Consider the following 15121-nt stretch of genomic DNA (forward strand, 5'->3'; position numbering starts at 1 on the left):
GCGGTAATGCGGGACGGCGCCCGAAACGTCCACGTGGAGACTCCCCGATCCCTGCGTGCCAAAGATCCACGCCGTGAGCGGGCTCAGATCGAACACCCCGTCCTTCGCGACGGCCGAGAACTTCAGATCCGAAACCGTGAAGCCCTCGTTGCGAACCTCCCCGCAAGCGAGTTCCGCGGTGAATGAAAGGTCCTTGATGAGGTTCGAGCGCTGCCCGCCCGAAAACCGCACGCGATGCATGTCCAGGCGGCAATCCGCAGCCTCGAACCTTCCCCCGGATCCTTGGTCCACGTAGACGAGCGTCCCGTGCAAAAGGGAAACGTTCGGCCAGTCCAATGCAGGCAGCGTTGCTGCGGTGGCCTCCGGCTGCTCGAAGTTGAAGCGGCCATCACGGTCCTTCTCGATGGAGACCGTGGCGTGTTGCAGCGTGATCCTCTCGACCTGCACCTCGTTCTTGAGTAGGGGCAGCAGACCGACCTCGATTCTGGCCTGCTTCGCGGTTGCGAGGTCCCTCCCCAGGTTGCGAATGTGCACATCCTCGAGCGTGACGTGCACGCCGGGGAAGAAGCCGATTCCCCGCCGTCCGCCGACGCTGACCTCCATCCCCAAGGCGCGCGAGGCCGCCGCCTCCAAGCGCGCCTTGCCGACGTTGCCGTCCACAAGGAGAAGCAGCGCCCCCGCGACAAGGACAAGAAGACCCGCCAACCCGATAGCGACGAAGAGGAGGGTTCTGGTTGATCGTGCCATCGGCTCAGTTGTCACCGAGGTCGGTGTTCGCTATCAGACAAACTGTCATAACGATATCGCCTCGGATCTGTCTTGACTGTGCGGTGGCGCCCTGACTCACGGATAGCTTCAGGGGCAGAACGGTCTTTGCCGACTTACCCTCGGGAATGAGGCTCAGAGTTGCGTCCAACCGTCCTGTGGGACGCCCGGTGCAAGGGGGTGCCGATCGGGTCTGGCATCGGCGGAGAAAGCACGTAGGCCCGATGCAGCAGCGCACAGACGGTTGGTGCTTTGAACCATGCCTGAGAAGAGTGGCCGCGCCACTGCGCTGCTCCGGCTTGGTTGTCGATGTCCGTCCGCATCGTCGCGTCCAGTACCGGCATCATCCCGCTGGTCAGCCGCTTTTCAGCCATCCACACAACCGCCCTGAACAGGATTGGTTCCATGCTACGGCCCCTCAGGTATGTGCGAACCAGGGATTCAGCCGCAAATTCGGAAGTGGTCATCGCGTTGCTCCATGCGCTGTGTGAACGCACAGGAACAGTACTTCTGAATCCATTCGCGATCCGTGCGGTGTCGCACATAGGCGTTCTGCTACCGGTGCGTCATGGGCAGAAGACAGCCCGTGAACCGATTCGCGTCCTATCTTCCTGCCGCGACGTAGGCGGCCGTGTCGAGCGTGCCGATCCAGCGGCTGATCTTGCCATCCTTGAGCGTGAAGAGATGCAGCCACTCGCTCTCGAAGACCTTGCCGTTGGGTCGCGGCTGGGTCTGTTCCCAGCCAAGAACGGTGACGTGATCAGGTCCTTCGAGGAATTCGCGCGGCTCGAACTTCTGGATGTCGTCCGACTCGGCCACCTTGCCGAACCATCCTTGCACCTGTTGCTTGCCGGTGTACCGGCCTGCATAGGGGATGCCCGCGCTGGCCAGGAAACGCCAGTCCACGTCATCGGTCAGCAATGCCAGGATGCCTTCGACGTCGCCGCGCCCGAAAGCGGCGTAGGCCTGTTGTACGACTTGGGTCGGTGTGCTCATGACAGTCCTCCGTAGGAGTGCGAATTCAAAGTCTAGACCTGCCTTTGGCCGTTTTCAATTTGACCTCGACACGGCAGGGACGTACCCCCTATACGCTGCGCCTGTTGCTCCGGATCCAGCTGCGTGTTGACGAATCTCCTTCGGTTGAGGGCGGTCAATCCCATGGCGGTCCATTTTTCCCAGATCCGGACCTTGATCGAAGGCTGGATCGTGACGGCCTGACCTCCCCGTGTCCTACAGCAGTTCAAGCGCCGCTACCACCCGGGACACGGCGCGCCTCGCTAGATTGAAAGCAGTGGTTCGGTCGAACCACCGATTTCATCCAACTTGCGAGGGAAGCGATATGAACAAGGACCAGGTGGCAGGTCGCGTCGAAGAGGCCAAGGGCAAGGTGAAGGAAGTGGCCGGCAAAGTCACCGGCAGCGACAAGCTGAAGACCGAGGGCCTGTTGGACCAGGCAGCCGGCAACGTGCAGAAGACCTACGGCGACGCCAAGGAAAAGGCCAAGGACGCTCTCAAGAGCGTGCCGCACCAACGGTGAGACCGAAGGGCCCGGGCGATACGGTCGCGCGAGCCCTTCTATTTGACTGACAGGAGGTTTCCCATGACTGATCTCAACCGGATTTCGAGGCACTCCCGCAGCTGGACAGTGCTGATGCTGGCAGCTGGCGCGCTTGCCCTGGCGGCTTGCGGTGACAAGGCCGGCAACGAGACTGCGGGGCAGAAAGTGGATTCGGCGATCGCGAAGACCGAGCGGGCCGGTGCCGACGCCAAGGCGAAGGCAGATCGGATGGTCAGCGATGCCAAGGCCAAGACGGAGTCGACGGCCGCCAGCGTGGCCGGTGCAGTCGACGATGCGTCGATCACGGCCGCCGTCTCGACGGGCCTTGCGAAGGACCCCGAGCTGAGCGCCATCAAGATCGACGTCGACACCAAGGGCGGCATGGTGAGCCTGAGCGGTCCTGCGCCCAACGCAGCGGCCAAGGCACGTGCTGAGGAGATCGCGAAGTCGGTCAAGGGCGTCAGCGCGGTCAGCAACCACCTTGAGGTGAAGTCGATGTAATCCGCCCGACGGACTTCTTTTCGCCCACAAAGAAGCCCCGCATCGCGGGGCTTTCTATGGGGCTGTCGGACGCAGTCGGCATGGCGTTCCCCCACTTGCACCGAGCGGTTGGGCGCGGCGCAGCCAGACGCCTGACCAGGTGCGCTCGGCACGCCTGGAGACAATCGCGGAGTTAGCGCCCTGGCCGTCCCAGGTGGCACCGAGCGGGTAGGGGCGGCCGGGCCAGACGGCGCTCAGCGGGATGTGCGGGCGCTTCGTCATGGGTGAGGCCGATCGTCTTTCGATGGCCATACGGTGGCAGGCGGACTCGCTGTCGTGGAGCCGTCGCGGCGCAGCGGATCGTGCGGGCCCGGCCGCGATGCGAGCCGGCGCTTGGGCCACCAGTCCTCGATGCGGTCCGCGGCCCATTCCTTGCCCGCGAGGCCGAAGGCCAGGGCCAGCGCGAACACGACGCCGCCGAGGATGATCAGGAAACTCTGGCGCACGATGTCGCCGCCCACCTTGACCTGGTCCAGCGCGATCAGCACCACGAACAGGAGAATCGCGTACTGCGCCACCTTGCCCAGCAGCAAGACGTCCTGCATGCCGGCGTTGCGGCCGTAGGTGCTCGCCGCATCGCCGACGAACTTCGCGAAATAGGCGCCCAGGACCAGGATCAGCATCGCCACGAAGACGTTGGGAACGAACCACATGATGCGTCCGAGCAGTTCGGTCACATGGCTCAGACCCAGGCCGTTGAAGGCGACGATCAGCGCGGCGAGGATCACCGTCCAAAAGGCCAGCACGCCGAAAGCCATGGTCGAATCCGACACCATGCCTCCCTGGCGCAGGAAATTGTCGATACCGGCCCGCTCGGTCAGCACGTGGAAGTTGATGGCATGCAGCCCGCGGATCACGGCGAAGCGAACCACCTTCGCGATCAGCCAGCCGGCGACGAGGATCAGCGCCGCGAAAACCAGCCGCGGAACGAAGGCACCGATCTGGAATAGAAAGGCGCGCAGCGGCTCCAGGTAGAAATTGAGGGTGTCCATGGACTCTCCAGGGTTGCTGTGGGAGGAGGGCGGTGAGCCGTTTTCGATCAGCGCGGGGCGTGGCGCTCGAGCAGCGCCAGGATGCCCTGAAGCGGAACCGGCACCCAGTCGATGCGGTTGCCGAGTTCGTAGCGAAGCTCATAGAAGGCTTTTTCGAGCTCGAAGAGTTCCAGCAGCTGCGGATCCACCGGCCCGCCCTCCGCCGCCAGCGCGCCGGCATAGCCTGCGAGAAAGACTTCGCGGGTATCGCGCTCCCAATCGCGGGCGGCGGCGTCGAGACGGGCCAGTTCATCGACGTTCTGCGCCGCACGGCGCAAGGTGCTCCAGCGGGCATAGTTGAACGAGCGCAGCATGCTCGCGACATCGCACAGCGGCGACCGCTTGGTGCGCCGCTCCTCGATCGAACGCGCCGGCTCGCCCTCGAAGTCGATGATCACGAAGTCATTGCGCGTCAGCAGCACCTGACCCAGGTGGTAGTCGCCGTGGCAGCGCGTTCGACGGCCCGAATTGCCCTCGATGCGCAAGTCGTCGATGAAGGCGTCGACCGCGTCGGCCTGCGCCAACACGCGGTTCGCGTCCTCCTGTGCGGCGGGGCCCAGGCCGGTGATGCTCTCGCGCAACTTCGCCAGCGTGCCCCGCGCCTCGGAGCGCACCGTGTCGCGGATCGCACGCAGGTCGACCTCCGTCATCGGTTCAGGGTCAAAGGCCGGGTTGCCGGTGCGCCGTCCAAGCGCGTTGTGGAGTTCGGCGGTGCGTTGGCCGAGGATCCCGATCAGCGCAAGAAAGGCGCCATGCGGATTGGCCGGTCGATCGCCGTCGAGGTCGCGCAACTCGTCCAACACGCGTTCCAGGTAGGCCAGCGTGTAGGCCCAGCCGTCGCCCTGGTTCGGCACATAGGCCTGCAGCAGCGCGAGGGTCAGCACGGTGCCGTCTTGGCCCAGGTACTCCAGCGCGCCGGCCACGGGCACGCTGTGCAGGAAGCCGGCATCCTCGGTCAGGAATCGTCCCATCTCGAGTTCTGGATTCACGCCCGGGCGCAGTTGGCGATAGCCCTTCAGGAACAGGGTCTCGCCGAGCGAGACCACCGTGTTGCTGCTGAGCGCGGTGGGGCGGCTGACCTCGAGCCCGGCGATGGCGTCCAGCACCAGCTCGCGGCCCAGCGAGGTCGGCCGGAAGTGCAGTCGCCCGCGCGCGGTTGGCAACTGCATGCCCTGCACGATGGCGCGAACCAGGGCGCGACAGAAACTCTCGTCGAAGAAGGCGTCGCCCATGACACCGACATTGGCCTTCTGGCGTACCTTGGCGATGGCGGCCGGCTGGAGGCATTTCAKGCGCTGCTCGTCGCGGTCCTCCCAGGCGAGTGCGAGCGGCATGAAATAGGTGGCCCTCTCGGGCGGTCCTTCGAGTTCCAGCAGCGGCAGCATCCAGCTGTTGCCTCCATCTTCCCAGATCGCCTGGTCGGCCAGGCGCGCGCGCGTGATCGACGCCCCCTTGGTGGCATACCAGCGCTGGGCCTCGATGTGGGGCGGCAGCGTGTCGGTCTCGAACTGCTTGATCAAGCGGTCCGCGAAGCCGATGCGCCAGGGCATCACGCGGTCCTTGAGCAGGCTGGTCCAGCCGTCGAAGAGCACGATCACCGGGCGATCCAGCAGCGCCACGCCTTCCTGGTGCCAGCTCGGCATTGGCGCTTCGTCGGTCAGCTTGAACCAGTAGAAGCCGTGCGACGGCAGGGTGAGCAGGTAGGGCAGTTCGCCGATCGGCGGAAAGGAGGTGCGCCCGAGCATCTCCACCGGCACCCGGCCCTTGAAGGCCGAGAGATCGAGCTCGACCGGCTGGGCCGCTCGCGAGAGATTGAACACCGACAGGATCACGTCGTCGTCGTGCTCGCTCAGATAGGCGAGGATCTTGCGGTTGCCGGGCTTCAGAAAAGTGCGGCGGCCGCGGCCGAAGGCGCGGCTGGTCTTGCGCACCGCGAGCATTCGCCGGGTCCAGTGCAGCAGCGAACTCTTGTCGCGCAGCTGGGCCTCGACATTGACGGCCTCGTAACCGTACATCGCGTCCATGATCGGCTGCAGATAGAGGCGCTGCGGATCGGCGCGCGAGAAGCCCGCGTTGCGGTCCGGACTCCATTGCATCGGCGTACGCACGCCGTTGCGATCGCCGGCGAAGACGTTGTCACCCATGCCGATCTCGTCGCCGTAGTAGATGATCGGCGAGCCCGGCATCGACAGCAGCATGCTGTTCATGAGCTTGATGCGGTCCTTGTCGTTGTCCATCAGCGGCGCCAGACGCCGTCGAATGCCGAGGTTGATGCGCGCTTGATGGTCGACCGCATAGGTCGTGTACATGTAGTCGCGCTCGCGGTTGGTCACCATCTCGAGCGTCAGCTCGTCGTGGTTGCGCAGGAAGATGGCCCATTGGCAGCCCTCCGGAACCTCGGGCGTCTGCTGCAGGATCTCGACGATCGGATCGCGCTCCTCCTGCGCGATCGCCATGTACATGCGCGGCATCAGGGGGAAGTGATAGGCCATGTGGCACTCGTCGCCCTCGCCGAAGTACTCGCGCACGTCCTCCGGCCACATGTTGGCCTCGGCCAGCAGGAAGCGGTTGCGGTAATTGGCGTCGATCGCGGCGCGCAGTTTCTTGATCACCACGTGCGTCTCGGGCAGGTTCTCGTTGGAAGTGCCGTCGCGCTCGATCAGGTAGGGGATGGCGTCGAGCCGGAAGCCGTCGACGCCCATGTCGAGCCAGAAGCGCATGGTGCCGATGACGGCTTCCAGCACCTGCGGGTTGTCGAAGTTCAGATCGGGCTGGTGGCTGAAGAAGCGATGCCAGAAAAAGGCCTTGGCCACCGGGTCCCAGGTCCAGTTGGACGTCTCCGTGTCGGTGAAGATGATCCGCGTCCCCTGGTAGCGCTGATCGGTGTCGCTCCAGACATAGAAATCGCGTTCGGGTGAGCCCGGCGGCGCGTTGCGCGCGGCCCTGAACCACGGGTGCGCGTCCGAAGTGTGGTTGATGACCAGTTCGATGATCACGCGCAACTCGCGCCGGTGCGCCTCTTCGAGCATCTCGCGGAAATCCTGCAGGGTTCCGTACTGCGGATGCACGTCCTCGTAGGCTGCGATGTCATAGCCGTCGTCGCGCAGCGGCGAGGGGTAGAAGGGCATCAGCCAGATCGTGTTGACCCCGAGGTCCTTGACATAGTCGAGCCTGCCAGCGAGCCCCTTGAAGTCGCCGACGCCATCGCCGTTCGAATCCACGAAAGCCTTCACGTTGCACTGGTAGATCACCGCGTCGCGATACCAAGTCGGGTCACCCGAGGTGTCAATCTCGGTGGTCTCGAGCGCCAGCGTGGGCAACGGAGCGGTCATGCGAGCTCCCTAGACGTAGTAGTCGAAGTCGCGCTCATCGCGCAGCCGGCGGCGCACGAGGAGGATGTGCGCAGGCATGCGATGCGGTTCGAGCAGGATGTAGTGACGGCCTCCGCGCCAGCTGAAGCGCTGGTCGCTCAGCAGGTCATGCATCTGGAACGATTGGTCGCGCTCCACGCCGATGTCGGCCGGGTCCAGCGACAGATAGCCCGACTGCGCGCGGACGGGGTCGAGGTTGACCACCGTGACCACGATGTTGCCGCCGTCCGGCGATTGCTTGAGAAAGGCGATGAGCTGGTCGTTGTCGATGTCGAGGAAACGCAAGCTGCGGTCGGCCTGCAGCGCTTCGTTCGCCTGGCGGATCCGGTTGACCCGCGCGATGAAAGGGCGCAGGCCCGCGTCGGCGCCCCAGTTCCAGTTGCGCAACTGGTACTTCTCGGAATCGTGGTACTCCTCGCTCGACGGTCCGCGCGGCAGGTGTTCAAGCAGCTCGAACGCCGGCCCGTAGATGCCGTAGTTGGCGGCCAGCGTCGCGGCCAGCACCAGGCGCGCCTTGAACAGCGCCTCCTCGCCGGTCTGCAACGCGGCATGCAGGATGTCCGGCGTGTTCGGCCAGGCGTTGGGGCGGAAGTAGTCGCGTCCCGGACCCTGCGAAAGCTCGGTGAAGTACGCGGTCAGCTCTTCCTTCGTGTTGCGCCAGGCGAAGTAGGTGTAGGACTGGCTGAAGCCGAGCTTGGCCAGCCGGTGCATGACCTTGGGCCGCGTGAAGGCTTCAGCGAGGAAGATCGTTCCCGGAAACGCCCGCTTCACCTCGGCAATGGCCCACTCCCAGAAGGCAAAGGACTTGGTGTGCGGGTTGTCGACACGGAAGATCGAGACGCCCTCGGCGATCCAGTGATCCAGCACGCTCTTGAGTTCGATCCAAAGACCCTGCCAGTCTTYGCTCTCGAAGTTGAAGGGGTAGATGTCCTGGTATTTCTTCGGAGGGTTTTCAGCGTACTGGACGCTGCCGTCGGGGCGCCATCGGAACCACTCGGGGTGCGCCCTGACATAGGGGTGATCGGGTGCGCACTGAAAGGCGATGTCCAGCGCGATCTCCAGCCCGTGCTGCCGCGCGGCATCGACGAGATGGCGGAAGTCCCCGGGCGTGCCAAGCTCCGGCAGGATGTCCTTATGGCCGCCCTCGGCGGCGCCGATGGCCCAGGGGCTGCCGACGTCACCGGGTTCGGCCGTGAGCGCGTTGTTGCGCCCCTTGCGCTGTTCGCGGCCGATCGGGTGGATGGGCGGCAAGTACAGGACGTCGAATCCCATCGCCGCAATCAGCGGCAGCCGCGCCTCGAGATCACGGAAAGTGCCGTGCATGCCGGGCTGCTCCGAGGCCGAGCGCGGAAACAGTTCGTACCAGCTGCTGAAGCCCGCGCGTTCGCGGTCGACCACCAGCGGCAGTGCGGCGGCGAAGCGTGTTTCGAGCCGCCGGTCCGGGTGGCGGCCGGCGGTCGCCGCGAGGTCTTCGTCGAGCGCCAGCGCCTTGAGCGCGGTCGTTTCCACCTCGAGGTCGGCCGCGCCTTCCTCGAGCGCCCGGGCCCAGGCGGCCAGCGCGTCGCGGTCGTCCCCGTTCGCGCGATCGGCCGCGGCGCTGATCGCCAGCGCACCCACGCGCGCTGCAATCCGGATGTCCTCGACATCGACACGGCGCACCAGCTCGTGGCGCCACGACTCGAAAGCGTCGACCCATGCGACCACGGTGTAGTGATAGCGCCCGATCGTGGGCGGCGTGAACGCCGCGTGCCACTCGTCGTTGTAGCGCAGCTTCATCGGCAGCTCGTGGCGGCGCGCCTCGCCGTCCCGCCACCACTGCAGCATCACCCGGGGCGCGTCATGGCCGTCCGTAAAGGCATGGGCCGTCACCCGCACACTCTCGCCGGCCACACGCTTGACTGCGAAGCGGCCCCCGTCGACCACGGGCAGGACGGCGTCGATCACGGCGCGGCTGCGGCCGTCGGCGGTATCGATGCCGGCGGGCGGGCGCGGCGCGGCCGGCCCAGGCTGTGGCGGGAGACGGCTAGACATCGGCATCTGCCTTCAAGAAGAGGGTTGACAGAGGCGGCAGGGTCAGACAGACCGAATGGTTGCGGCCATGCGATCGCATGGGCGCGGCTTCGACCGCCCCCAGATTTCCCCAACCCGACCCACCGAATGCGCGCGCGTCGCTGTTGAGGATCTCGTGCCAGGTGCCGCCGGCAGGCACGCCGATGCAATAGTTCTGCCGCGGCACGGGGGTCAGGTTGCTGACCACCAGCACCGACTCGCCGTTGCGCGCCCGCCGCAGGAAGGCGACGACGCTCATCGCATGGTCGTTGGGCTCGATCCATTCGAAGCCCTCGGCCGAAAAGTCCAGCTCGTGCATCGCTGGCTCCGAGCGATAGAGCTGGTTGAGCTCGCCGACCAGATGCTGCATGCCACGGTGCTCGGGCAACGCCGTGACATGCCATTCGAGTTGCCCGTCGTGCGTCCATTCGCGTCGCTGGGCGAACTCGCCGCCCATGAACAGCAGCTTCTTGCCCGGATGGGCCCACATGTAGGCGAACAGCGCGCGCAGGTTCGCGAATTGCTGCCAGGCGTCGCCCGGCATCTTGTTGATCAACGACCCCTTGCCGTACACCACCTCGTCATGCGAAAGCGGCAGCACGAAGTTCTCGCTGAACGCGTAGACCATCGAGAAGGTCAGCCGGTGATGGTGGAAGCGCCGATGCACGGGGTCCTCCTTCATGTAGGCCAGCGTGTCGTGCATCCAGCCCATGTTCCATTTCATGCCGAAGCCCAGGCCACCCATTTCGATCGGTCTCGAAACCTGGGGCCAGGCGGTGGACTCCTCGGCCACCGTGAAGGTGTCCGGATGCTCGCGGTACACCGCGCGATTGAGTTCGTGCAGGAAGTCGATCGCCTCGAGGTTCTCGCGGCCGCCGCGGCGGTTGGGAATCCATTCGCCCGCAGGGCGCGCGTAGTCGAGATAGAGCATCGAGGCCACGGCGTCCACGCGGAGGCCATCGAGGTGATAGCGGTCGAGCCAGAACAGGCCTGACGAGATCAGGAAGCTGCGGACCTCGGCGCGCCCGTAGTTGAAAATCGCCGAGTTCCATTCGGGATGAAATCCCTGGCGTGGATCGGCGTGCTCGTAGAGGTGCGTGCCGTCGAAGGCGGTGAGTCCGTGCGCGTCGGTCGGGAAATGCGATGGAACCCAGTCCAGCACGATGCCGATGCCGCGCTGGTGCAGGTGATCGACGAAGTACATGAAGTCCTGCGGTGTGCCGTAGCGCGCCGTGGGTGCGAAGTAGCCGGTGGTCTGATAGCCCCAGGAGCCATAGAACGGGTGTTCCGTGATCGGCATCAGTTCGACGTGCGTGAAGCCGAGCTGCGCCACGTAGTCGGCCAGCGCATGCGCCAGCTCGCGATAGTTCGGCAGCTGGTCGTCCTTGCGCAGCCACGAGCCGGGATGCACTTCGTAGATCGATTGCGGCGCATCGAGGCCGTTGCGCGCCGCGCGTTCACGCATCCACTCGCCATCGCCCCATTCGTATTCGAGCGACCACAGGCGTGACGCGGTTGCTGGGGGCGCCTCGCTCCAGAGGGCGAGCGGATCGGCCTTTTCGAGGGCGTGTCCGCGCTGCGACACGATGCGGTACTTGTAAGCGTCGCCGCGCCGCGCGCCGCCGCAGCGGCCTTCCCAGACCCCGGTGGCGTCGGATCGGGGCAGCAGGGGATCGGCCTGCGAGTCCCATCCGTTCCAGTCGCCGATCACCGAGACCGAGCGCGCGTTGGGCGCCCAGACGGAGAAGCTCGCATGCCCGTCCGCGTCGAGGCGGCCGCCCAGGCGGTCGTAGAGACGCGCATGCGTTCCCTCGCGCAAGAGATGGGCGTCGGTCTCGCCGAAGGGAGAGTCGGTGGCAACTGAAGTCATAGCGGTCACAGGGGAAGGCCTTGGGCGTCCTGCCGGGCCCAGCGCTCTGTGTAGCCCGTGAGTCCTCTCTCAAGAATGGGTGAAAAAGCGCCCTTCCGCTGTCGGACGATGGCGCAAGAAGGCCGCGCGCGGCCCTGCGTGTGGGCCGAAGTTCCAGACGGCGCTGCACAAAAAGATTGCGCCAGCGATCAAGAAGCACCGCCCTGGGCCCTTACATTCAGCCGAACCGCCGAAAGATCCTGATGCCCCGCCCTGTCCTCGAAGAAGCCCGTATCCACCCCGCCATCCGCGCCAAGCTGGCCGATAGCCGCCAGACCCTCGTGCGGGAAGTCTTGGCCGCAGTCGCGGCCCACGACGTGGTCGTGGTCGGCATGGGCATCAATCCGTTCCCGAAGAAAGCGCGCCAGGCCCTCGACCGGATCAAGCAGCCGTACAAGTACCTTGAATACGGCAGCTACCTGAGCCGATGGCGCGACCGCAACGCACTCAAGATGTGGACCGGGTGGCCGACCTTTCCGATGGTGTTCGTCAAAGGCATGCTGATCGGCGGCGCCACGGACTTGCAGAAGCTCATCGACAACGGCGAGCTCAAGATCCTTCTCGCCAGGACCCATGACGAAGCTTGACGCCCCCGCGCTCGCGCTGATCGACACCTGCGCCCAGGCTTCGCTCGAACTGCTGGAGCGCAACCTGACGCCCCACGGCATCCTGGCCGCCAGCCGCACCGAGGCGGCCGTGGCACGGCGCTACACGCGCATCTTCGGGCGCGACGCCGCGATCTGCGTGATGGCGATGTGCGGCAGCGGCGTGCCCGCGCTGGAGCGAGGCGCGGTGGCCAGCCTCGACGCGCTTGCGGCACAGCAGGCAGCCAACGGGCAGATCCCCAAATACGTCGACCCGGAAGGCCGCGACGCCGACTTCTGGTACCTGGGCTGCATCGATGCCACCTTGTGGTGGCTGATCGCGGTGGACCATGTGCGCCGCCATGGCCACGTCGGGCTGTCGCACTGGGGCCGCGAGGTGGACCGCGCGATCGGCTGGCTGCTGGCGCAAGAGCATCAGCACTTTCGGCTGCTGCAACAGAACGAGGCCAGCGACTGGGCCGACATCATGCCGCGCTCGGGCTACGTGCTGTACAGCAACGCGCTCTGGTACGACGTCAAGCGCCGCTACGCGCTCGACCATGCCGAGGCAACGCTGCACCACTTCAACCACCTGTTCAATCCGTTCCAGCGCGACCTGCCCGAATACCATCGCGCCCGGCTGCTGCGGCACTATGCGCGCCGCGGCCGACGCGACCCGGGCCTGTACCTTAGCTTCGTCAACCTCGCCGTCGTCGGCGACGAGGGGGATGTGTTCGGCAACGTGCTGGCGATACAGAGCGGACTGGCCGACTCCTCCACGGCGCATCGCATCGTCAAGACCATCACCGAGGCGCATGCCAGCGAGCCTTACCCGGTGCGCGTGGTGCTGCATCCGCTGTCGCGCAAGCACGAACTGTGGCGGCCGTACATGGCGCGCCATCAGCAGAACCTCGTGCACCAGTACCACAACGGCGGCATCTGGCCTTTTGTCGGCGGCTTCTGGGTGATGGCGCTTGCGCGGCTGGGGAAAGAGGCGCTGGCGTGGTCCGAGCTTGCGCAACTGGCCCATGTGAACGCGCTGGACGACTGGCGCTTCACGGAGTGGTTTCACGGGCGGACGCTGCTGCCGATGGGGATGGCTGGGCAGAGTTGGAATGCTGCGGCTTTCTTGTTGGCGCGGAGGGCGTTGTTGGGGGATGGGCCGTCTTGGTGATGTGCCATTTGTCAGTCCCATGGTTGAATCGGAGTGAACGCGTTCTGCACGCGGTCAGGTCGCGAGTTGGAAGACGGGCAACCGAGTAGCTTCCAAAGGTCTGATGCGATGTCGCTCCAGGGCCACGGCTTCGATCAATCCGAAGTGCAACTGGCAAGCCTGCAAGAGCTGTCGCCGCTGGCACGCGCTCCGAACAGATCGCGCAGTGCGTCCCTCAGAAATCTCGGCAAGGATGCGCGGCCCATCGAAGCCGTCTGGATAAATCGCGAACTGCACCGTCGCCCTGTCGGAGCAGCAAATCGCTTCGCAGTTCATGGTCGTCTCCTTTCAGAGCCCTGCACAAAACTCGGCTCCTACCGCAAAGTGCAGAAAGGCCGGCCTTCGACGCCCGCCCAGACACAGGCTCGAATGCATGTGATCACGACGCGCGAATCCTGGGTGCGGGGCACGGATTTCAAAATGATGCACATGAATTTTCTCCAGTCGCCGGTATCGCGGCTCGCTGCGCCTGCACCTTGGAGTCCTTCATACCGGCAGTCCCGAGAAACCGCGTTCGCYCCTTCGGCAGACTTTGAGGTTCGCCCCTGCTGTTGCCGAGTTTGGCGATCACGCCGCAGCGCCTCCGTCGACGTCGAGTGAAATGCCCGTGATGAAGCTGGCGTCGGGGCTTGCGAGGAAGGCTACCGCCGCCGCGATCTCTTCGGGCCGGCCGTAGCGGCCGAGCGGAATGGCTGCCTTCTGCACGGCGGCGAAGTCGCCGTCCTGCGGGTTCATCTCTGTGTCGACTGAGCCTGGCTGCACGGTGTTGACGGTAATGYCGCGCGGGGCGAGGTCGCGCGCCCAGCCGCGGGTGTAGGCGGACACTGCTGCCTTCGTCGCCGAATAGTCGGCCACACCCGGCCATGGCGTGCGATCGGCGGCGGCGGAGCCAATCGAGATGATGCGGCCGTGGTCGCTGATGAGTGGCACTGCCGCGCGCACGGCGGCGGCGACGCCGCCGACGTTGATGGCGAACTGGCGGTCGAAGGCGGCGACGTCGCTGTCGGGCGCGCCGACCTGGCCGACCACGAACACGCCGGCGTTGTTCACGAGGATGTCGAGCTTGCCAAAACGCTGTGCGGCATTGTTCACCAGCGCCTCGACCTGCAGCGGGTCGGCTTGGTCGGCCTGAAAGGCTGCGGCGCGCACGCCCAGATCCTTCAGTTCCTTGACCAGCGCCTCAGCGCGGTCGGCGGAGGCCGAATAGCTGATGGCGACATCGGCGCCGTCGCGCGCCAAGCGGCGTGCGATGGCGGCACCGATGCCGCGTGAACCGCCGGTGACGAGGGCGACTTTGTGAGCGAGGGGCTTGGACATGCTGATCTCCGAGAAGGCGAGTGGTGACGGGTTGAAAAGTGTGGGATCGGATCCTGCGCCGACCAAAAGTGGGCGGGATACGCTTATTTCCGGGCGGCAAAGCGTTTTGCCGTGGCCAGGCCGATGCCGGCAGGGGCGCCAGTGATCAGCGCGGCTATGTTGCACTCGCTGTCGAATTGACAGCGAGGTTCGTTCCTGATGAGGCCAGGTATTACGCTGCCAGGGCGTCCGCGGCAACGACGTTCGTGGCGACGTCGATGTTGCCGTGAACGGCCTTCGAATAGGGGCACATCTCATGTGCTGCATGCGCGATGGCCTCTGCCACGTCGAGTGCGACGCCGGGCATGCGCACATCGATCCGGGCCTGGATGAAGTACGCGTCGCGGGTCTGGCCGAGATCCACTTCGATGTCGACTGACATGTCGGAGGGCAGCGCCACCTTCTTCGCCTTGGCTGCGACGCCTAGTGCGCCGGTGTAACACGCCGACCAGGCTCCGGCGAACAGCTGCTCCGCGGTCGGATGCAACTGGATCGCCTTGAGCACGATTTCATTGCCAGACTTGCCAGGAGTTGACATCTGGATGTCCCCCCGCGGCAGAATAGTTGTCGCTTCCATAGAACCAAGAACCCGGGGGCGGCGATGAAGGATGAGAGTGGCTCGATACGGACAAGCATTCAAGGACCGAGCGGTAGCAAGGTTGCTTCCGCCGGAGAGTTCGGCGCTGGAGGTGGTGGCGCGTGAGGTTGGCATTGGAGTGGGAACACTGGAACGTTGGCGCGAGGA

13 protein-coding genes are annotated in these 15121 nt (G+C 65.3%); 4 read left to right on the top strand and 9 right to left on the bottom strand.

Annotated elements, in window-relative coordinates; translation table 11 throughout:
- Nucleotides 1-747, bottom strand: a 747-nt coding sequence (locus AC1D2E_RS31300; protein WP_478201005.1) for an AsmA family protein, incomplete at its 3' end; no start/stop codon positions are given.
- A gap of 621 nt (nt 748-1368) precedes the next feature.
- Nucleotides 1369-1761, bottom strand: coding sequence for a nuclear transport factor 2 family protein (locus AC1D2E_RS31305; protein ID WP_478201006.1), 393 nt, complete (start codon nt 1759-1761; stop codon nt 1369-1371).
- 343 nt (nt 1762-2104) lie between these two features.
- Here AC1D2E_RS31305 and AC1D2E_RS31310 point away from each other — a divergent pair, with 343 nt between their 5' ends.
- Both AC1D2E_RS31310 and AC1D2E_RS31315 read left to right on the top strand, forming a co-directional pair.
- Nucleotides 2105-2302: a CsbD family protein gene (locus tag AC1D2E_RS31310; protein ID WP_478201007.1), complete on the top strand. Its 198-nt coding sequence runs from the start codon at nt 2105-2107 to the stop codon at nt 2300-2302.
- Between the two features lie 63 nt (nt 2303-2365).
- Nucleotides 2366-2824 (top strand): BON domain-containing protein, encoded by a 459-nt coding sequence (locus AC1D2E_RS31315; protein WP_478201008.1) that lies wholly within the window; start codon nt 2366-2368, stop codon nt 2822-2824.
- Between the two features lie 257 nt (nt 2825-3081).
- Here AC1D2E_RS31315 and AC1D2E_RS31320 read toward each other — a convergent pair whose 3' ends face one another.
- Genes AC1D2E_RS31320 through glgB form a run of 4 tightly spaced genes read right to left on the bottom strand, consistent with a single transcriptional unit; the run spans nt 3082 to nt 11184 of the window.
- Nucleotides 3082-3855, bottom strand: a complete 774-nt coding sequence (locus tag AC1D2E_RS31320; protein WP_478201009.1) for a mechanosensitive ion channel family protein — start codon at nt 3853-3855, stop codon at nt 3082-3084.
- Nucleotides 3856-3902: 47 nt separating this feature from the next.
- A complete protein-coding gene (treS, locus tag AC1D2E_RS31325) occupies nt 3903-7226 on the bottom strand; it encodes a maltose alpha-D-glucosyltransferase (RefSeq protein ID WP_478201010.1) in 3324 nt (1107 codons plus the stop codon).
- 9 nt (nt 7227-7235) lie between these two features.
- Complete coding sequence (locus AC1D2E_RS31330; RefSeq protein WP_478201011.1) at nt 7236-9296, bottom strand: alpha-1,4-glucan--maltose-1-phosphate maltosyltransferase; 2061 nt, start codon at nt 9294-9296, stop codon at nt 7236-7238.
- A complete protein-coding gene (glgB, locus tag AC1D2E_RS31335) occupies nt 9289-11184 on the bottom strand; it encodes a 1,4-alpha-glucan branching protein GlgB (protein ID WP_478201012.1) in 1896 nt (631 codons plus the stop codon). The genes AC1D2E_RS31330 and glgB overlap by 8 nt, the downstream gene beginning before the upstream one ends.
- Before the next feature lie 242 nt (nt 11185-11426).
- On the opposite strand from glgB, the gene AC1D2E_RS31340 reads away from it, so the two are divergent.
- A complete protein-coding gene (locus AC1D2E_RS31340) occupies nt 11427-11810 on the top strand; it encodes a glutaredoxin domain-containing protein (RefSeq protein WP_478201013.1) in 384 nt (127 codons plus the stop codon).
- Nucleotides 11797-12981 (top strand): glycoside hydrolase 100 family protein, encoded by a 1185-nt coding sequence (locus AC1D2E_RS31345; RefSeq protein WP_478201014.1) that lies wholly within the window; start codon nt 11797-11799, stop codon nt 12979-12981. Before AC1D2E_RS31340 ends, AC1D2E_RS31345 begins: the two co-directional genes overlap by 14 nt.
- A 54-nt stretch (nt 12982-13035) precedes the next feature.
- On the opposite strand, the gene AC1D2E_RS31350 is transcribed toward AC1D2E_RS31345, so the two are convergent.
- From AC1D2E_RS31350 to AC1D2E_RS31360, 3 genes are all read right to left on the bottom strand, one after another.
- Entirely contained in the window at nt 13036-13296 is a 261-nt protein-coding gene (locus AC1D2E_RS31350) for a hypothetical protein (RefSeq protein WP_478201015.1), read from the bottom strand.
- A gap of 291 nt (nt 13297-13587) precedes the next feature.
- Entirely contained in the window at nt 13588-14403 is an 816-nt protein-coding gene (locus tag AC1D2E_RS31355; RefSeq protein ID WP_478201016.1) for an SDR family NAD(P)-dependent oxidoreductase, read from the bottom strand.
- Nucleotides 14404-14548: 145 nt separating this feature from the next.
- Nucleotides 14549-14881 (bottom strand): Ohr family peroxiredoxin, encoded by a 333-nt coding sequence (locus AC1D2E_RS31360; RefSeq protein ID WP_478201017.1) that lies wholly within the window; start codon nt 14879-14881, stop codon nt 14549-14551.
- Nucleotides 14882-15121: the final 240 nt, after the last annotated feature.

This window comes from Variovorax sp. P1_H2 (genome assembly GCF_056405295.1).

What these genes read in the sequence shown, in the direction of transcription:
- AC1D2E_RS31305 (WP_478201006.1), bottom strand. Translation starts at nt 1,761, where the DNA reads ATGAGCACACCGACCCAAGTCGTACAACAGGCCTACGCCGCTTTCGGG.
- AC1D2E_RS31310 (WP_478201007.1), top strand. Translation starts at nt 2,105, where the DNA reads ATGAACAAGGACCAGGTGGCAGGTCGCGTCGAAGAGGCCAAGGGCAAG.
- AC1D2E_RS31315 (WP_478201008.1), top strand. Translation starts at nt 2,366, where the DNA reads ATGACTGATCTCAACCGGATTTCGAGGCACTCCCGCAGCTGGACAGTG.
- AC1D2E_RS31320 (WP_478201009.1), bottom strand. Translation starts at nt 3,855, where the DNA reads ATGGACACCCTCAATTTCTACCTGGAGCCGCTGCGCGCCTTTCTATTC.
- glgB (WP_478201012.1), bottom strand. Translation starts at nt 11,184, where the DNA reads ATGACTTCAGTTGCCACCGACTCTCCCTTCGGCGAGACCGACGCCCAT.
- AC1D2E_RS31340 (WP_478201013.1), top strand. Translation starts at nt 11,427, where the DNA reads ATGCCCCGCCCTGTCCTCGAAGAAGCCCGTATCCACCCCGCCATCCGC.
- AC1D2E_RS31345 (WP_478201014.1), top strand. Translation starts at nt 11,797, where the DNA reads ATGACGAAGCTTGACGCCCCCGCGCTCGCGCTGATCGACACCTGCGCC.
- AC1D2E_RS31350 (WP_478201015.1), bottom strand. Translation starts at nt 13,296, where the DNA reads ATGAACTGCGAAGCGATTTGCTGCTCCGACAGGGCGACGGTGCAGTTC.